The organism is Cryobacterium sp. TMB3-10, from assembly GCF_004402305.1.
Taxonomy (GTDB): Bacteria; Actinomycetota; Actinomycetes; order Actinomycetales; family Microbacteriaceae; genus Cryobacterium; species Cryobacterium zongtaii.
This window is the reverse complement of sequence record NZ_SOGH01000031.1, coordinates 161,424-178,145: the sequence shown is the minus strand read 5'-3', so window position 1 is coordinate 178,145 and position 16,722 is coordinate 161,424. Positions and strand designations below refer to the sequence as shown.

20 protein-coding genes are annotated in these 16,722 nt (G+C 65.8%); 1 reads left to right on the top strand and 19 read right to left on the bottom strand.

Annotation, left to right across the window (positions count from 1 at the left end):
- Positions 1-65 precede the first annotated feature (65 nt).
- The 7 genes from E3T22_RS16950 to E3T22_RS16920 all read right to left on the bottom strand — a co-directional run bounded on the left by E3T22_RS16950 (position 66) and on the right by E3T22_RS16920 (position 6,113).
- Positions 66-1,817, bottom strand: a complete 1,752-nt coding sequence (locus E3T22_RS16950; protein ID WP_134481125.1) for a hypothetical protein — start codon at positions 1,815-1,817, stop codon at positions 66-68.
- Between the two features lie 21 nt (positions 1,818-1,838).
- Positions 1,839-2,147 carry a hypothetical protein gene (locus E3T22_RS16945; protein ID WP_134481126.1) on the bottom strand — a complete coding sequence of 103 codons (309 nt, stop codon included), beginning with the start codon at positions 2,145-2,147 and terminating at the stop codon, positions 1,839-1,841.
- Positions 2,144-2,806 (bottom strand): collagen-like protein, encoded by a 663-nt coding sequence (locus E3T22_RS16940; RefSeq protein ID WP_134481127.1) that lies wholly within the window; start codon positions 2,804-2,806, stop codon positions 2,144-2,146. The genes E3T22_RS16945 and E3T22_RS16940 overlap by 4 nt, the downstream gene beginning before the upstream one ends.
- A 7-nt stretch (positions 2,807-2,813) precedes the next feature.
- Positions 2,814-3,053: a hypothetical protein gene (locus E3T22_RS16935; RefSeq protein ID WP_134481128.1), complete on the bottom strand. Its 240-nt coding sequence runs from the start codon at positions 3,051-3,053 to the stop codon at positions 2,814-2,816.
- Between the two features lie 193 nt (positions 3,054-3,246).
- On the bottom strand, positions 3,247-4,125 hold the full coding sequence (locus E3T22_RS16930; protein WP_134481129.1) for a M23 family metallopeptidase: 879 nt from the start codon (positions 4,123-4,125) through the stop codon (positions 3,247-3,249).
- A gap of 60 nt (positions 4,126-4,185) precedes the next feature.
- Positions 4,186-5,682: a family 43 glycosylhydrolase gene (locus E3T22_RS16925; protein ID WP_134481130.1), complete on the bottom strand. Its 1,497-nt coding sequence runs from the start codon at positions 5,680-5,682 to the stop codon at positions 4,186-4,188.
- Complete coding sequence (locus E3T22_RS16920; protein ID WP_134481131.1) at positions 5,679-6,113, bottom strand: hypothetical protein; 435 nt, start codon at positions 6,111-6,113, stop codon at positions 5,679-5,681. Before E3T22_RS16920 ends, E3T22_RS16925 begins: the two co-directional genes overlap by 4 nt.
- Before the next feature lie 52 nt (positions 6,114-6,165).
- Between E3T22_RS16920 and E3T22_RS16915 the strand changes: the two genes are divergently transcribed.
- Positions 6,166-6,591 carry a DUF732 domain-containing protein gene (locus E3T22_RS16915; protein WP_134481132.1) on the top strand — a complete coding sequence of 142 codons (426 nt, stop codon included), beginning with the start codon at positions 6,166-6,168 and terminating at the stop codon, positions 6,589-6,591.
- Here the strand turns inward: E3T22_RS16915 and E3T22_RS16910 are convergent.
- From E3T22_RS16910 to E3T22_RS16855, 12 genes are all read right to left on the bottom strand, one after another.
- On the bottom strand, positions 6,574-7,587 hold the full coding sequence (locus E3T22_RS16910; protein WP_134481133.1) for a hypothetical protein: 1,014 nt from the start codon (positions 7,585-7,587) through the stop codon (positions 6,574-6,576). The two genes, E3T22_RS16915 and E3T22_RS16910, sit on opposite strands and share 18 nt — an antisense overlap.
- Positions 7,587-8,738 carry a hypothetical protein gene (locus tag E3T22_RS16905; protein ID WP_134481134.1) on the bottom strand — a complete coding sequence of 384 codons (1,152 nt, stop codon included), beginning with the start codon at positions 8,736-8,738 and terminating at the stop codon, positions 7,587-7,589. The genes E3T22_RS16910 and E3T22_RS16905 overlap by 1 nt, the downstream gene beginning before the upstream one ends.
- Positions 8,735-9,514 carry a hypothetical protein gene (locus E3T22_RS16900; protein WP_134481135.1) on the bottom strand — a complete coding sequence of 260 codons (780 nt, stop codon included), beginning with the start codon at positions 9,512-9,514 and terminating at the stop codon, positions 8,735-8,737. The genes E3T22_RS16905 and E3T22_RS16900 overlap by 4 nt, the downstream gene beginning before the upstream one ends.
- Positions 9,514-12,396: a phage tail tape measure protein gene (locus E3T22_RS16895; RefSeq protein ID WP_134481136.1), complete on the bottom strand. Its 2,883-nt coding sequence runs from the start codon at positions 12,394-12,396 to the stop codon at positions 9,514-9,516. Before E3T22_RS16895 ends, E3T22_RS16900 begins: the two co-directional genes overlap by 1 nt.
- Positions 12,397-12,579: 183 nt before the next feature.
- Positions 12,580-13,113: a hypothetical protein gene (locus E3T22_RS16890; RefSeq protein ID WP_134481137.1), complete on the bottom strand. Its 534-nt coding sequence runs from the start codon at positions 13,111-13,113 to the stop codon at positions 12,580-12,582.
- Between the two features lie 73 nt (positions 13,114-13,186).
- Positions 13,187-13,945, bottom strand: a complete 759-nt coding sequence (locus E3T22_RS16885; protein WP_134481138.1) for a hypothetical protein — start codon at positions 13,943-13,945, stop codon at positions 13,187-13,189.
- Between the two features lie 102 nt (positions 13,946-14,047).
- Complete coding sequence (locus E3T22_RS16880) at positions 14,048-14,485, bottom strand: hypothetical protein (RefSeq protein ID WP_134481139.1); 438 nt, start codon at positions 14,483-14,485, stop codon at positions 14,048-14,050.
- Positions 14,475-14,867 (bottom strand): hypothetical protein, encoded by a 393-nt coding sequence (locus E3T22_RS16875; protein WP_134481140.1) that lies wholly within the window; start codon positions 14,865-14,867, stop codon positions 14,475-14,477. Before E3T22_RS16875 ends, E3T22_RS16880 begins: the two co-directional genes overlap by 11 nt.
- Before the next feature lie 9 nt (positions 14,868-14,876).
- Positions 14,877-15,218: a hypothetical protein gene (locus E3T22_RS16870; RefSeq protein WP_134481141.1), complete on the bottom strand. Its 342-nt coding sequence runs from the start codon at positions 15,216-15,218 to the stop codon at positions 14,877-14,879.
- Between the two features lie 9 nt (positions 15,219-15,227).
- Positions 15,228-15,644 (bottom strand): hypothetical protein, encoded by a 417-nt coding sequence (locus tag E3T22_RS16865; RefSeq protein ID WP_134481142.1) that lies wholly within the window; start codon positions 15,642-15,644, stop codon positions 15,228-15,230.
- Between the two features lie 166 nt (positions 15,645-15,810).
- A complete protein-coding gene (locus E3T22_RS16860; RefSeq protein WP_134481143.1) occupies positions 15,811-16,233 on the bottom strand; it encodes a hypothetical protein in 423 nt (140 codons plus the stop codon).
- 62 nt (positions 16,234-16,295) lie between these two features.
- Positions 16,296-16,691: a hypothetical protein gene (locus E3T22_RS16855; RefSeq protein ID WP_134481144.1), complete on the bottom strand. Its 396-nt coding sequence runs from the start codon at positions 16,689-16,691 to the stop codon at positions 16,296-16,298.
- Between the last annotated feature and the right edge of the window lie 31 nt (positions 16,692-16,722).

Sequence of the window (16,722 nt, the reverse complement as noted above, 5' to 3'; positions counted from 1 at the left end):
CTCGGCCGTGAGGTCTGCGATCTGGGCGTAAAGGTCACCCATCAGGGCGAGGAGTGCAGCTGTGTTCATAAAACTTGGACCTGTTTCGTGATGAGCGCGCCTGCGCTGTTGCGGATTGAGAGGTACCACTTCTCGGCACCGGCAGTGCCGTCGAAGTGGATGGTGCCTTCGTTGTTTGCCATGTCTCCGACGAGTGGCGGGGTGTTCTTGCGGGTCATGATGTAGCCGGCCTTATTGATCCGCGATTGGATCGCACCAGTGGAATCCTCAATGTGGATTTGGTCACCTGTCTGCGCGGCCACACCCTTGATGAACACGGTGTGCATGGCGGGCTGGTAGTTGGCGATGGTGACACCGTTGCTGCCCGACGCGAGCACGTTGGACAGTGACGAACCGAACCGTGCGGCCATGACTCCGCTGGACGTGATCGAGAAAGCGGCGGTGCCGGGGTTGTCTGCCGTGAAGAAATCCACACCGGAACGCCTGATCTGGGCGAGCAGGGTGGAGCCGTTGTCATCGTAGAAGCTGAGCAGCGGTTGCGTGGCATCCGGGGCGCGGCCCGCGACCAGGAACGGGAGGGTGACGGCGTTGGAGGCGGCCGGGTTGCTCAGGGTGACCGAGGTGGCGGATGCCACGGCGATGATCGTTGTGCCCGCTGGGATGGAGCCGCTTGGTGCCGTGGATCCGCGCGTGGTGGTCTGGCTGATCGACTTGCCCACGTCGCCCGCCGTGAAGCCAGCGAGTGCGGAGGTGAACGTGGTCGAGCCGACCGTGGTTACACCGTCGCCGAAGCCCTGCCCCGACTTGGAGACGAGCTTGATGCCCTGGTTCCCCTTGAACACCTCGCCCGTCAGCAGTGACGAGTTGGAGTATCCCTGCCAGTAGTTCAGCATGGATGCGCCGCCGTGCTGAATGGCGTGCTCGGATGCCGACCCATTCTTGTGCGACCGGAGGACTGCGCCGGCGCTGCCCTCGTCGGTGCCGTACGCCTGAAGGAATCCGCCCGAACCTGCCTCGCTGACGGCGTGGAAGATGTAGCCGGCCGGTGCACGGTGACGCACGTCGACTGCGGCCGTGGGGAGCCCGTCTCCCGCGTCCCGGAGGCGGGTTGCCGCACCGGTGCGATTCAGGAACGTGACGCCCTGCCGGGCGTCTTGCTGCACACGAGTCTGGCTGGCGGGGTTCGCGTCGATTGCTTTGAGGACGGTGTCGGTGGTTGTGCCAACAGCCTCAGCAGCGGTCTTCGCCTGGACCGCTGCGGCGCGGGCGACTTCGGCGTCTGCGGCCTTGGTCGTTGCCGTGCTCGCGGCCGTCCCTGCGCTGCCCGCTGCGGTCGCAGCAGCACTCGCGCTACCGGATGCCGCAGAAGCTGCTCCGGTGGCCGTGGTCGCCGCCGTGGCAGCCGTGGCCGCCTTCTGCGTGGTCGTTGCCGCGTCATCCGCAGTGGTGAGGCTGATCACCCGGATCTGCTCCAACACCAGCGCCCACGATGCCTGCTCGTCCGGTGTCGGCTCGACCGTGCCCGGGTTCACCGAGTGGTGGGCGATCAGGTTGACCAGGCTGATCTCGCCAGAAGGAGGGATGACCGCCCACGGCTGGTTCAGGCCACCGACGCCGCGCGGCACGAGGAGGATTGCCCCGCCCGCCGGCGCCGAGTCGAGGTTGAGCGACCCGTCAGCGACGCGTTGCGACCCCACCTTGGACTTGTCCATCCCGCCCGCGACGGGGGTGAGCCGCCACACGTCGATGAACCCGGACAGGGGGAGGCTTCCGCCGAGGGAGACGATATCCGCCGCGGCGATGGTGACAACGGTCATGTGGAGCTCCTGTGATTCGGGTTACGCTTCGTGCTTCGCGGGGGTGGCGGACAGCTTGATCTTCGTCAGCCAGTCGTTGACGCCGGGGACGGCCATGATGCGGGCGAACGCACCGGCGAGAGCGCCGATGGTGGCGACCGCACCGGTAGCCCAGGCGAGCCACGTCGGGGGGAGGATGTCGGCGACCGCGGCGAGGAACTGCGGGGCGAGGACGGCGATGGTGGCGATCACAGCGGACCCGCCGAGGATGACCCCGGCGACTGTCTGCGCGATGGTGCGGGCGGTGGCAGTCCACGGGTACGCGAGCTGGGTGGGGGTGGTGTTGGTCACGGGAGTTCTCCTTCGGTGGGTGTTGCGACGATTCGGCACGGACCGTCTACGTAGAGCTCGGTCGTGTCGGTGAGGGTGAAGTGCCAGCGGCCGTCAGGGTCGCAGAGGATCGCGGCGATTCCGACGCCTGAGGGGCCAGGATCACCAGAGGGTCCAGCCGGACCGGGGGCGGTTGAATCAGCGCCAGTCGCGCCAGGAGGACCAGCGGGGCCCGGTTCCCCCTGGGGTCCGGGCAAGCCGTCTGCGGGCTGGGTGGTGTAGTTCGCTCCGGGGGCACCCGGCGCACCATCGGAGCCGTTCACGCCCGCCGCACCGTTCAGGCCGTTCACGCCGTCGATGCCCGGCGCGCCAGTGGCTCCCGGGGGACCGTCCGCGCCGTTGATGCCGTTGACACCCGAGGAACCGTCGCGGCCGTTCACACCAGGTGCACCCGGTGCCCCGGACTTCTCCACCACCTTGTCGGCGGCAGGAGCGACAGGCACCTCCCCGGTGTCCTTCACCTGCTCACGGAGTGCATCGGAGTTGTTCGCCAATTGCGCGATGAGTGCCGCCTGCTCCTGGGCGGCGATTGACTGGCCCACACTGACAGCGCTCAGGCCGACCGTCGCGGCGGCCACAGTGAGCAAGGCGACGACGATCATTGGTTTCTGCAGCTTCATGGGGCTCCTAGTCGAAGTAGTTCGGCGGGTACGGCGGAGAGGGCGGCGGCTTGCCCGTGTTGATGTGCTCGCGCAGGACTTCGATGTAGTCGCCGGATCGGCCGTACTTGCGCTCGAGGTCGTTGATGCGGGCCTCGAGGCTGGTCACCCGTTGGGCGGTATCGGTTTTGCGGGTGGCAATCCAGCCGAGAAACCCGAGGGCCGCGGACACGGCGACGGCTGCTGCGCCGGTCAGCCATTCGGGCATGTGCGCTCCTGGGTGGAGCTATAGGGGTGCGGTGGAGCAGCTACCATGAGCTACCCCCTTTCGTGGCTAGTGCATGGAAGGGATCAGCCCGCGGTCGATCCTTGAAAATCGACCGCGGGTGTTGAGCATTTGCACCAGTCGCACGAGGGCCCATGCGTGCACAGGCTCCCCGGGTTGTGGCGGCAGGGCATTGCTACTTGCCGAGTCGTTCGCGTTCGCGCCGGTCGGCTTCGTCAGCGGAGTACACGGCGATCGCTTGCGGGTCGAGGCCGGACCCTTTGAGGGATGCCACCAGTTCGTCGTAGTCGATGTCTATGCCGCTCTTGGAAACCGCAGCGGCCACAGAGCGCCGCGTGGCTTCGTGCTCGGCGGGTTCGTAACGCAGCAGCTCGCCCGCCGCAACACGCGCGGGCTGGCCGTCCACCTTCGCCAGGGGGTGCACGAGCGGGTGCGCCCACACGTCGGCGGGGATCTTCTCAGCCATTCCGTGGATGCGGTCCTCGTACCAGAGGAGGCTCTTGAATGCGCCGGCGATACTCATCCACCGTGGGGAGCCGTCCGCGTTCCGCAGGCCGGAGTCGAACTCGCCGTTCAGGATCTTGACTACGTCGTCGTTGTTCAGGGGCATGTCGTCCTCCAGGAGGTTGGCGCCGGATCCGGCGGTTGAGGTCAGGTAGTCGAGGGGGTTGACGGCTGTCCCGTCAGCGAGGTGGTACTCCTGGTGTCCGTGGACGAACCAGCCGGCGATCGAACCCCACGGCCCACCGGTGCGACCCATGACGCCGATCTTCTGGCCCTGCTTCACCTGGTCACCCTTGGCCACGGCGAGGGAGTCCATGTGCGCGATCAGCGACCACGTGCCGTCTGCGTGGGTGATGATGACGCGGTTCCCGTAGGTGCCGGACCATCCCGCCGCAGTGACGACACCACCTGCGGGCGCGACCATGAGCAGGTCTTCATTCGTCGAATTACCGTGGCCAATATCGACCCCAATGTGCGGCCTTGAGCGGCCAACGCTCTCGCCATGCTCCGAGGTGATGCCACCGCGGGCAGTCTTCACGATCTGGACCATAGGTGTCTCTCCTTCGATGGGGAACGGGAGCCCCGAAGGACTCCCGTTCAGAGGTGGGTGTTAGCGGGGGATCCACCGGAACTCGTAGGCGATGGACCCGAGAGTTACTACGCCGGCATCGCTCGAGCGGAAGTCGCAATGAGTGTCGAACACGCCGGGCCTATCGACGGTCTTCCATGGTGAGGCGGCGTTTGCCCAGGCGGTGCCGCTAGCGATGGCACATTCCACGAGTGTTACGGAGTCTCGCACTGTGAGGGTGTTCGTCGCGCCTGATGCGCCACGAACCAGGATGCGCACTTGCAGGTTCAGTTTGTCCTTGGCGTCGAAGAACGCCGTGGACTTCGCTGCGGTCGCCCATGCTGTGCCGGATGTGGTGCGCGCCACATCCGATTCCGTGGTCATGATCGTCTGGTACGCCCACGGGTCCGGTTCCATCGCAAGGGCAACGGTTCGGGGGTTGCCGCCCGTCGCACTCACCGCCGTGTAGTAGTGGAACGTGCGCCCGCCCCGCTGTGCGATGAACGGCTTGTGCGCGTACAGGGAGTCGTACGTCTCGGATGGGGAAACGATTGCCGCTCCCGCAAGACCCATCGTCCAGCCCCACGGAAACAGCTCCTCGGTGGTGGTCGCGTAATAGTCACGCGCACCAATGGCAGAACCAGCCCGGAAGAAGTCCATCCGGTACCCACCCGGGATACGGGTGATGCAAGGGTCTCCCGCAATGTCCTGCCCTGCGATCACGTCGATGACGTGCGGGGTTGCGAACGTCCACGGCCCGGCGAGGGTTGTTGCCGTCGCGAAACCGATGCGTTCCTTGCCGTCTGCTGCGGAGGCGTTCAGGTAGCAGTACCAGAGGCCGTCGACCTTGATCAGCGACGGGTGCCACAGGCCAGCGGCGTACCAGCTGGTCCCCGTGTAGGGTGCCTGCATGGCGATGCCCTGGCGAGTCCACGACGGGTTCGTGAGGCTCGGCGACGTGGCCCGGCAAATCGTCTTCGTGCCGCCCTCGTACCCCGTAGCGGTGAGGCCGATGTAGAACAGGTGGTACAGCCCGTCTTCGTAAACGATCAGCGGGCCAGTGCACCCGTTCTGATCCGGCGCGCCCGCGACCCCGGACGGTGACAGCATGACGCCCGATTTATACCAGACAATCCCGTCGTCGGAGTACGCGCGCCCGATGCTGGCCCGCTCGATGCCGCCCACGTTGTTGCCGTAGCCGGTGTACACGCCGACGAAACGGCCCGCCTCGGGGGAAAAGATCGTAGTCAGCGACTCCACCTTGAGGTTGTCGAACTCGCCCGTAGCGCCCAACCCGATGACCACGCCGACCTTGGTCAGCCGGTTGCCTAGCGCGGTCGCATCAGCGAGCGCATCCCCAGCAGCACGATCATCCAACGCTTGTGCTGCGGTCTTCGTGGCGCTGGTCACATCAGGCCCAAGCCATGCACCGACCGCCGCATCCTGAGGTGTCGCCTCCGCACCAGGCAAACCCTGCACACCACGCAACCCACGATCACCGCGAGCCCCACGCCAGTTGCCCATGTATTCGATAATCATGCGGTCCTCCTATTTACGTCGCCAGTAAGTTCGCTCGCCCACACCCAGCCGACCGGCCAAGGGTTGGGTTGATAATCGGAAACGATCAGGTAAGCCGGTGCCCACGAACCGGGGATGGCCATGTCGATCAGGGTTCCGCTGCCCGTTCGGGCGTAGACCTTGAACAAGTCGATTTGCGCCATGCCCCCGGTCTCGTCGAGGTAGGTCGCCTTCACGTAGTAGAAGGTGTTCCCGGCGATGCGGTCGTTCGGCACCAGATCCACGGTGAACGAACCGTCAGCAGCGAGGATCGCGGCGACCGGTCGGCAGGAGAGCATGCCCCCGGTGTCCAGCCGGTACGCCTCCTCCGAGAGGGTGCATGTGATCTTCGGCGCGTACGAGGCCAGCGAGGCCAGCCCGCAGTCCGTGTAGCTACTGGCGTAAATGGCCATGTGCCCTCCAAGGGGGTGATCGTAAAGAGTGAGTGAGGTATAGGCTTCGGCCATGTTCAAGACGCTGAAGCTGGTTGCCGCCGTTGGTGTTGTGCTGGTGCTCGGCGGGTGCAGTGCAGGAGCGTCGAGCGCTGCGGTGGAGAAGGCAGCGCCGAAGGTAGTTGCCAGTGCAGAGCCGAGCGCTGAGCCAGTAGCCCTCGAGCCCGACGACGGACTGACGACGCCCGCGATCACCGAGGGCAGCGACACCGACTATCTGCGTGAGGTGCGACTGCGCCTCAAGGGCATGAACGACACCACCGACACCGAGCTCGTAGCCGCCGGGCACGCTGCCTGTGACCTATACGGCACCGGCGGAACCCGCGACACGATCGACATCGTGGAAGGCGACGCCCCCGGCGAGCCGATGAGCGGATACAACGACATCGTGATTGCGACCTGGGCCGCGACCACGTACTGCTCAGAGTTCGTCAGTTAGCCCCAAATCGGGCGCGGCTTCCTCTGCTGCGATGGCGGGCGCTTCTGCCACGAAGTCGGCCCCGATTCGCTCCGCCTTGACCAGCCATGCAAACTTGCGGCCAGGAGTCCCGTAGGCGGTGAACTTGCCCGCGGTGATCTCGTCGGCGCCGGCGGCGAACGGTCGGCCGATTGGGCACACGATGACCGCGCGCCCCCCGGGCTTGTTCAGCGCCTCGAAGTACGCGGGCAACGACACCTTGCACTCGCCTGTCGCGTCCAGCGTGCCCGTGCCCCAATACTCGGTGCCGCTCACTGGGGACTCGGTTGAGCCGTGCGTGAGTGAGTAGCCGTCGCGCGAAGGGTGGGGGATGCGGAACGACTTGGCGCCGGTGACTGCGAAGTCACCGAGTACCGTCGTGCCCGTGGCCGACGAGAGCAGCAGCGACGTGGTGGAGCCGACGACACCGCTCGATGTGATGATGGTGTTCCCGGCCTTGACTCGGCCACCCGCCGTCACGTTCAGGTCGCTCTCGAGCGTGGTCACGCCCTTGATGCCGAGCGTGCCCGTGTTGTCCTGGTTGCCCTGGACATGCAGCGGGCCGACCTGCGTCGTGTCGCCCTCGAAGCGGGTCACGCCCTTCGATGTGAACGCACCCGTCGCGTCGGTCGCCCCGATGATGTGCAACGGTCCAACCTGGGAAGTGTCGCCCTCGAACCGCGTGGTGCCGCGTGAGGTAAACGCCCCGGTGAACAGCGCCGTGCCCGACGAGACCAGGTTGCCCGTCATCGTCGTGGCACCCTCGAGGAGGAATGCGCCGACGACCTTGAGCGTGCCCGTGACGATGAGCCAGCCGGACACCTTCTGCGAACCCTTGACCAGCAGGGACTCGTTGCCGTTGAACTCGGTGTGGCCGTCCGTCACCGAGGTGCTCCGGAGTGGAATCGTCGTGCCCAGGTTTCGGGTCTGTAGGACCTGATCCTTCTCGGCATTGCGGCCGGGGATGTCTCGTTGCATCAGGCGCCGCCGATCAGTTGGAATCCAGGGGAGAAGGTGTCGCCTATGTCGCCGTCGAGGGTGACGAGCTCGTGGCGCGACCACCCGTCGTCCATCAGCGGGTCGCCGGTGGAGTGGAGCATGAGGATGTCGCCCATGCGGAATGCGTTGACGTTCGGGGCGATGACGCCCTGTGAATCCCGCAGCCCGCCGGTGAACATGGTGGCCGTCCACTGCTCGGTCGCGTCGGTGTACGTTGCCAGGTCGGCGTCGGCGTGGGCCTGCAGCGCTTCTACGCCGTCCTCCTTGCCCTTGTACTGCTCCTGGCCCTCCAATGCGACGCTCGAGGTGACAGTGCGCGCCGTCTTGACTGGCATGAGTAGTTCGGCGCCGATTCCAATGGCGAACGACACGTTGCGCATTTTCACGCCGTCGATGTCGAGGTTCACGTCCGTGAGCGCTGGGGTATCGGAGTCGAGGTCGAACCACCACGTCTTGCCGGTGAGGCGCGGGGTGCCGACGCGCAGGCTGATGTAGTACCAGTTCGTCGCCGCGTCCAGCTTCGGCTCAAGGTCGACGTCGGGCCCGTTGGGCATGGTCTGGACTTCCTGCAAACCATCCTCGACGGTGGTGAAGTTGAAGTCTTGGAAAGTGCGGGTGTACGGTCCGGACTGGTCGCCCCACGTGCTGCCGAGCGGGATGCCCGTCTCGGCCTTGATCGGCAGACCGTAGTTGGACGATGCGCCCTGGGTGCCAGCCCAGATGATCCAGGGGATCATTGCTGCGAGCGAGAACCCGGCGAGGTTGAGGATGTTGTCCGCGGTGTCCCCGGAGTAGCCGTTGGTGCCGAACGTGTACCGCCTGGCCAGGATGGCCCGGAAGTCGACGTGTCGGACCGTCCACTCCTTCTGCGCCCGGTTGTACTTGGCGCCGATGATGATGCCCCAGTAGATCGGGACCTTATTCCAGGAGGTGACGATCGACACGTCCCAGGGCTTGCACACTGAACGCCAGTCGTAGTCGGGAGCGTTCGAGTCGCCCAACTGGAACACGGTGGTCTTCTGGCCGGCCGCGATGCCCAGCGCCCGCCCCCAGCCCGAGGATGACGGGTCGTAGACGGAGACGATGGGCTGACCAGTGGCGGTCCAGACGAACTCGTGGGTGAACGTCATACGTAGGTGTCCCTCCCTGAGTAGCCGAACGTGCCTGAACCGCTGACCGGGATGCAGGTCATGTCGGCCTTCCACCCGCCGGGGATGGCCCATTGGTCGAAGCGAGAGATGCCACCCATGACGATGACCCCGCCGATGCGCAGGAACCGCCCGCCCAGGTCGAGGTTGTGCGGGCTGCCCGGGACTACCGGCTGTGTGACGGTGATGAGCTTCCCGTCCGGCCCTGCGATGGTGTAACCGTTGGGCATGTTGCCGTCGACGGTGAGTGTTGCGGTGCCCTTGCGGTTGCCGTAGTTGTTCGCCGTGAGTGTGGCGCCGGTCGCAACCGTGTCGCCGTTGAGGCCGCCGAACTGTTGCGGCTTCGGGCAGTGCAGCAGCAGGGAGAACGTCGCCTCGGGGAACTCGCCCTGAGGCGTGAACCGCGGCTTCGTGTCTACCTTTGCCGGCGCGAACCGGGTGTCGCCGAACTGCTTGACGGTGAGATTCTGCAGCGGCTTGCCCATGACGCTCTTGAGTGCGTCGCGCATCTGCCCCAGGTCGCCGAGGGTCGGCGCGAGCGCATACCCCCGGATGACGGGGGACCGGGACGACAGCGTGCCCTCGAGGTCGTAGTAGCCGTCAGATCCGGGGATCTTGATCGACTCGACCTCGAGGTCTACACCGTCTGTCCAGTCCTCCATCTCGGTGATGTGCCAGCCGAGGGCGTTCGCATCACCGCCGCCGAACATGCGCAGCGGGCCGTACTCGACGTCGAGACCTTCGAGTGGATCAGCCATCATGCACTCCTCAGGATCTCTTGAACCTCGACCTTGACGAGCGCGACGATGCGCGCCGTGTCAGAGCCGGGCGGTGGGTTGACGATGATGCTCACGTCGCCGCGGGGCGCGGGTCCCGAGGATCCACCGGTGACGCCGCCGCCTGCGAAGGCTTGGGCGCCAGCCGGGACCAGCTGGTAGCCGAACTTCCCCGCAATGTCAGCGAGCACCGCCGTGGAACGGCCGCGCTTGGACTGGGCCAGGGGGATGTACCCCTCGCCTTCCGTTTCCGGTTCAGCCCACACGCGCATGGCCCCGGCCTTGGCGATCTGCGCGACATGGTTCTCACGGATGCCGCCGTTGGCGTAGTAGGACACCACACCGCCGTCAGCTTCGTTCATGGTCATGCCGCCACCGCCGCGGCCGTTGGCGACGTGCACGGCCATGGTTCCGCCGATACCGTCGATCAGGTTCTGGATGTAGAGCAGCCGAGCAGCCGCAGCCTCCGTGTCCGCGAACACCTGCACCTCAGCAGCGGTCGGGATTGCCAGGATGTCGTCCGCCAGATCCTGCGCAGCCTGCCCGGTAATGCCGAGGTCGCTGATGCGGATAAGTAGAGCGTCACGGCTGGCCTGGAGCGATGCCTGGTAGTCGGCGTACTTCCCACCGGAGTCGATGATCGCCTGACCGGTGTCCAGCGCTGCCTGGGCGATGTCGTCGAGCTTCGACTGCATCTCCCGCCCGGCCTCGGTGGTGGTGTCCAGGTCGGTGCCGAGTTCGTTGAGTCCTGCGCCGTTTTCTGCGAGGGACTCGTCGAAGCTGTCGTAAGCCTCCTCGAGCGCCCGAGCAGCCTCTCGTGCGTCGAGGTTCTGCCCGTTGAGCTTGGCGAGCTCAGTGGCGAGGTCTGACACTGAGGTGATCACGCCGTCGATGGATTCCTCGACGGCTACGTAGGCCGGGGCCGCTTCCTCCGCTTCGACGGTGGATTCGCCCATGGCGTCCTTGTGCTCGCGCCAGGCAACCTTCGCGTCTGCGAGTTCGCCTGAGGTGGCGTTGATGACCTCCTCGATGGAGTTGAACGAGCCCCGGAGCATGCTGCTCTGGTTGCCCGACTTGTCGGCTTCCGCGCGGTGCTCTGCGAGGATGCCAGTGACCTCCTTGACCGCCTTCCCTTCGCCGAGTGCTGCGTCGGTGAGCGTGCCCAGGCTGATGCCGAGCAGTTTGGCGGTCTTCGCTGCGCCGGTTTTCTCAAGGTTCGAGACGACGGCTTCGCGGGTGTTCTTGGTGAACGCGCCCGTGTTCTGGTCGAGAGAGTCGTTGAGCGCATCAGTGCGAGCCTTGGCGTCGGCCTGCTGGGCACCGAACGCGCCAAGGATGACGACTGCGGCGGTGATGGCCACACCGATGAGCCCCGCTGCAGCAGCGGTGCCCTTCATTGTTGTGGTGAGCGCCCCGATGGCCGCCCGGAACTCAACGATCTTGGGGATCGCGAGTAAGGCCGTGCCGCCAAAGAGGAACACAGCAGCCGTGCCGGCGCCGACCGCGAGGACGGTGCCCTGCACACCCTCGTCGAGAGAGCCGTACCAGTCGACCAGTCCGGAGAGGATCTGCACCATCTCGCGCATGACGTCGTTCGCCGTGGAACCGGTCTTGATGAGCGCGGAGTCCATCGAACCGCCGAGGCGTTCGAGGTCGCCGGTGAGGTTGTCCGTCTTCATGGCGGCCTGCTCGGCGGCGTAGCCCTGGTCGTTGACGTTGTTCGTCCAATCCTCGACGCCCTTCGCGCCGGACGAGTAAAGGATGCCCGCGGCCGTTGCTGCCTCAGCGCCGAAGATGGCGCCGAGTGCTGCGGAGCGGGTTTCCTCGTCGAGGTCACCGAGGCCCATCTTCAGCTGCTCGGCCGCACCGGCCATGCCGATGAAGTTGCCAGTGCCGTCGAACACGTCGATGTTGTACTGCTTCATCACTTCGGACGCCTTGGCGACCGGTGACGTGAGGGAGGAGATGACCGAGCGCAAGCCCGTGCCAGCCTTCTCACCCAGTAGACCGTTGGCGGCCAGCAGTGCCAGCGTGCCCACGGTGTCTTCGAGGGGGATGTTGAGGCGGGCGAAAGTGACGCCCACGTAGTCGAGGCCGAGGGCGAGGTCGTCGACCGACCCCTGAGCCTTCCCGGCGCCGGCGGCGAGAAGGTCGGCGACGTGCCCGGCCTGGTCACCTTTTAGCGAGAACACTGTGAGAGTCGTGGCGGCGATTTCAGCAGCTCGGGCTACAGCGAGTTCACCTGCGGCTGCGAGGGCCAGAGAGCCCGACAGGCCGCCGCCGAGGATGTCGTTGACCGACACCCCCGCCTTGGCGAGTTCCGTCTGAGCGTCAGCCGCTTCGGTAGCGGAGTACACCGACGCCGCACCCTGCTCGATCGCGGAAGCCTTGAGGAGATCCTGCTGCTCGCGGGTCGCCATGGTCGCGGCGGCCGTCTTCGAGCTGGCCTCATCGAACGTGGCGTACGCGCCGACCGTGAGCACGGCCATAGCAGCGAACGCCGCACCGATGCCCACAGCCAGGGTGCCGAGAGACGTCGCCGCTTCCTCGGACTCAGCCTGTAGCTCGGCCACCTTCGCCGCGGTCTCTTCGACCTTGGGGTTCGCGTTCTCAGCCGCACCACCGAGCCGGTCAGCGGCCCCGGCAGCGTCATCGAGGGGAGCTTTCGCACCCTTCGCAGCCTTCGCGGTCTTGTCGACCTGATCGCCGAGTGGCGCCACCTTGGCTGCTGAGTCCTTCGCGGACTTGCCCAGCTTGACGACTGATTTCTCAGCGTCGTCAGTGTCTTTCTGGAAGACCTGCTTGCCGATTATGGCCAGACGGAACCCGATCGAGCCCGCTTCGTGCATTGCGCTTCCGGACAAGGGCCATCACCTCTTTCTTGAGCCAGGACGACTCGTCGGAGTCGAGTAGGCGGTTGATGGCTGAACGGACGTAATGCCAGGTGCGCGTGTCGAGCGCCCGGTCGAGGTCCGTTATGAGGCCGTGCTGGGCGAGGTCGAGTTCGACCTCACCGAAGAGTTGGGGCAGCGCGAGCCCGTACAGCTCTAGGGCTGTGAGGCTTGCGGCTTGGTGCTCTTGGGCTTCCTGTTTGCGCGAGGCTTGCTGGCTGGCAGCTTGTCGAGCGTCGTAGTAGGCCTGGCGGTACGCAGGGTAGGTACCTGTGACTGGATCAGGTTCTCCAATGCCCCACTGGGCGCGGTCTGCGTTGGTAAGATCCCCAAAGTCAGGGCCAGGAGTTCCAGCGCTTTTTTTGCGCCCGTGAGTCCTTCACCCCCGGTGATGTAGGCGTTGACGCCGTGCATGCCGAGGACCGTCTGCCAGTAGAACGCGGGCAGGAGGATGTCCTCGCCCTCGTTCAGGGACAGCTCGGTCTTGACGCGTTCGAACACGACGGGCCCGACAGCGCGCCGCAGGATCCCCTCCATGCCATCCGCCGGCAGGACGCCGATGGCGGTGCGCAGGAACTCGTCCGTGAGTGCCTGGCCGTCACGACCGCCGAGCGGGGTGATGACGAAGTCTTCCTCGATGCCGCCGAGGTGGAGGTGGAGGTTACGGCCGTTGAGTGATGCGGTGATCATGTGATGCGCTCCCTGCAGAGAAGTTGAGTGGTGGGCGGCCGACGAGTGCCGGCCGCCCGGGTGGTGCTGGTGGTTAGACGATCCGGACGTACGGGTATGCCACGGACGCGCCGTTCGCGTTGGTCAGCACGATGGGTGCCGAGCCGGCGGAACCGGCGGGCAGTTCGAGCACGACGATGTTCGGCTCGCCGGGGATCTGCGAGATGCCGCCCACGAGCGGAACGACGACGCCGCCCACAGCGGCCGCGGTGATCGCCGAGACGTTGCCGCCGCGGACGTAAATGTTGCTGCCCGCGCCCTGGTTCAGCGGAAGGACCGAGGCGATGATCGGCGCACCGGAGCCCGCGATGGGCGACGTGACCTGACGCACCACACCGTCGCTGGTGAGGGTGACCTTGTAGCCGCCCTTGTCAGCGAACCCGGTGGCGAAGTCGACGACCTCGACGGTGAAGGTGCCCTCGATCGCGCCGAGTGCGGGGTCCTTCGCGTCGAACAGCTGAGCGTCGATCTTGTTGGCCGCGCCGGTGGCCTTGCCCACGTTCAGCAGCGGCACGAGCCACGGCTGGGCGATCGCACCGAGGTCGTCGCGCACGGCCTCGACGTCGAAGGTGATCACCCAGTTGTCGCCGAGCTTGGACTCGGAGGTGCGGCCCTTGTTGCCGTAGTTCTCGCGGGCCACGACGATCTTGGACGGGACGCCGGCGAGGTTGTTGATGTCGCCGGTGACGTTCTCGAAGTTGCCGTTGCGCTTGAGTCGCAGCAGCTTCTCGTGCGCGAGGGCGAGGGTTCCAGCAGTCTGCTGCGTAGTTTCGTACAAAGAATTGTCGGCCACGTGGGTCTCCTTAGTGTGTGGGCGAGGCCCAGATGGGCCGTGGGTCTGGCGGGGTCACCAGGAAGCGCCACCGGTGGGTGACGCTGGAATGTGGGGGTAGAGCTACAGGCCGCGGCGGCCAGTGAAGTGGTAGGTCTTGAACCCACCCGTTCGGCCGGAAGCATCCGCGCTGATGGGCAGGAACGAGAACAGCTCGCACCGGGAGATGTGCAGCCCTGGCGGGACGCCCTCCTGCTGGTCGAGGATCAGGTCCAGTCCGGCACCGAGGTTCTCTGCGGCGATGCCGTTGCCCTTGATGCGGTACTCGATCTGCACGCGGTAGAGCATGTTCGCGCGGCCGTCTGCGATGGACTGCAGGGATCGCAACACGAGGGCGTTGTCGGATCCGGCGGCCACGGGCATGTCGCCCGTCGTGTAGATGCCACGTTCCCCAGCGACGTACGGGGCGGACGGCTTGTAGACGCCCATGTCCTGGTCGTGGATGTATTGGGCCAGCGTGCGGCGCAGCGTCACCTCAGGGGCGATCGGGTCAGGAGACACGGTTTGCCTCCGTCGCGATGATCTTGCCGAGCTCGGCCTTGTGTTGCAGTGCGGGATCAGACAGGTAGTGCGACTTGCGACCTTCGCCGAAGTCCGACTTGCCGTTGTACCGGCGGCCGAGGGAGTCAACGAGCGGCTGGTCTTCATGCCAGCGAGCGGCATAGACCGAGTCGTAGACAACCTCCGCGTCGTCGCCTGGGATCTCAGCCCGCACCACTGTGCCCGTCTCGGCAAGGTCGCCCTGCTGGTAGGGGACCTCGGCGGCTGACCATTTCAGCAGCTCTTCGGCGGCCTTGTTCTGGCCGTTCACCACACCAGCGAGGATGCCGTCTGTGATGCGGGGGAAGCTCCTGGCCAGGCTGACGTCTACACGAATGCCCACGATGGCCTCCTACAGGTAGAGCTCGACGTGCGAGGGTGTGCCGGGGTAGGTGAACAGCGCCGAACTGAGCACGTCTGCTGTGCGCTCTCGCGGGGTGCCCTTATGCACGGTGACCTGCGAGCCGGGCAGCACGTCGTCATCGGTGAGGATGACGATGAACTCGGAGGAGGAGACCTCGGTGCCGGCCGTTGGGGAGGTCGAGCGCCGATCCACGATCAGTTTCGACTTCTGCTCCACGTACGCGGGCCGCAACAGGTCAGGATCGGCCCAGACTGGCCCCTCTGCGCCCTCGCCAGTCAGCCGGGTGATATCGATGCGGTGCGGGAGGTGCTTCGCTCGTAGACGGGCCACAGTGACCTCCTAGTGATCGACGGCCGCAGTGAGCAGCCCCGCATTGCCGAGGATGGTGATGGCCTTCTCGCCGATGCGGGCGATGAGCTTGTCCCGTTGGGATGCGCTGCCCTGGTTGCTCGAGGTTGTGCCGAGGGAGACTGAGCCGATCTTGATCGCGCCCTGCTGCGACTCAGCGCCGGTCGGGTCGTCGGTGATTGCCCAGTGTTCGACGATGGCCACGGTGGCTTCGGTGAACGTTTTCGAGATGTCGGTGTCGGTGGGGTAACCGTCGTCGTCTGCCTGGTAGCGGGACAGGCGAACCAGCTTCTCGACCTCGATCGACGCGGACCTGAGCCGCTTGGCGAGCTTGACCGCATCTCCTTCGAACGGATCCTCGGCTTGGGCGGCGAAGTCAGCGCCAGTGGCGTAGACACGCTGGGTCATCAGGACTCCTCTCGGATCTGCGCACGCTTGGTGTGCCGCTGGATGCGGCGGGCTGAGCGCTTGCATGTGCCGGTGATGCAGTAGTTGCAACCGCCAGCCTTAGCGTCTGGGCAGCGCTTCCCGGAGCGGACACGACCTCGTTGGTCGCGATCGGTGTCGGCCATCGTCAGATCTTCTTCCGCGAGCGGCGGGGAGGAATGTAGGCCTCGGTGTTGGACTCGGCCTCCGCGAACTCGTACACGCGCTCGGTGGTCTCGCCTTCGACGGCTTCGGGCAGCGGCAGCGGTGCGATCTCCACAGCGTCATCGCCGGCCCAAACCTTGAACGCCGCACTCTCGGAGACCAGGCGGCCGGTAAACGTACTGCCGTCCTCCATCGGAGAGCCGACGACGAGCAGCCCCTCGTTGATGACCAGGTGACCGGTCATGATGCCGAACTCCTCGATGACGTACCCGTGCTGCAGGTACGCCTCGCGCAGGTTCGGCTTGTCGGTCAGGTCGACCTCGGCCACACCATCGGTGAACTCGATCCCGCCGATGCGATCCGTGACGATGCCGACCTGGGGCTGCGGGTGGGTGATGCGCGACATGCGGTCCTCCTGGGTGTTGAACACCCCGCCCTGTGCAGGCAGAGCGGGGTGAGTATGTGGAGTTAGCGCGCGTCGCGAATGCGGGAGCGGATGAGCTTGATCATCCGTTCTGCCTCGTCCGGGTCCAGGTTGACGCCGGTGATGCGCTGCTGCAGGGAGCTGTACGGGTCGGGAATCTGCGCGCTGAGCACTGAGCTGCCGATGATCGCCGCGCCTCGCACGGTCAACGTGCCCGCGCCGGTGCTGCCTCCGGGCACGGTGATGTGCGCGGGGCCGGATTCCGGTTCCCGCTTGACCGACAGAACCTCGCCGGCGGGGATGTCGAGCACCGCCTTGTGCTCGGCGTTCTTGAACGTGAACCAGCCATCTTCGCGCCGGTAGTACTCGGCCTCGATGCTGATGTGGCCGCGGGAGGCGTGGCTCTCGGGCTGCTGGAAGTCGATGCGCCAGGTGTTCATGTGTACTCCTTGTTGGTGGTCGTGCATGGTG

Coding starts and splice junctions, on each gene's coding strand:
- E3T22_RS16950 (WP_134481125.1), bottom strand. CDS start 1,817: ATGACCGTTGTCACCATCGCCGCGGCGGATATCGTCTCCCTCGGCGGA.
- E3T22_RS16940 (WP_134481127.1), bottom strand. CDS start 2,806: ATGAAGCTGCAGAAACCAATGATCGTCGTCGCCTTGCTCACTGTGGCC.
- E3T22_RS16935 (WP_134481128.1), bottom strand. CDS start 3,053: ATGCCCGAATGGCTGACCGGCGCAGCAGCCGTCGCCGTGTCCGCGGCC.
- E3T22_RS16930 (WP_134481129.1), bottom strand. CDS start 4,125: ATGGTCCAGATCGTGAAGACTGCCCGCGGTGGCATCACCTCGGAGCAT.
- E3T22_RS16925 (WP_134481130.1), bottom strand. CDS start 5,682: ATGATTATCGAATACATGGGCAACTGGCGTGGGGCTCGCGGTGATCGT.
- E3T22_RS16920 (WP_134481131.1), bottom strand. CDS start 6,113: ATGGCCATTTACGCCAGTAGCTACACGGACTGCGGGCTGGCCTCGCTG.
- E3T22_RS16915 (WP_134481132.1), top strand. CDS start 6,166: ATGTTCAAGACGCTGAAGCTGGTTGCCGCCGTTGGTGTTGTGCTGGTG.
- E3T22_RS16910 (WP_134481133.1), bottom strand. CDS start 7,587: ATGCAACGAGACATCCCCGGCCGCAATGCCGAGAAGGATCAGGTCCTA.
- E3T22_RS16905 (WP_134481134.1), bottom strand. CDS start 8,738: ATGACGTTCACCCACGAGTTCGTCTGGACCGCCACTGGTCAGCCCATC.
- E3T22_RS16900 (WP_134481135.1), bottom strand. CDS start 9,514: ATGGCTGATCCACTCGAAGGTCTCGACGTCGAGTACGGCCCGCTGCGC.
- E3T22_RS16890 (WP_134481137.1), bottom strand. CDS start 13,113: ATGATCACCGCATCACTCAACGGCCGTAACCTCCACCTCCACCTCGGC.
- E3T22_RS16865 (WP_134481142.1), bottom strand. CDS start 15,644: ATGACCCAGCGTGTCTACGCCACTGGCGCTGACTTCGCCGCCCAAGCC.
- E3T22_RS16860 (WP_134481143.1), bottom strand. CDS start 16,233: ATGTCGCGCATCACCCACCCGCAGCCCCAGGTCGGCATCGTCACGGAT.
- E3T22_RS16855 (WP_134481144.1), bottom strand. CDS start 16,691: ATGAACACCTGGCGCATCGACTTCCAGCAGCCCGAGAGCCACGCCTCC.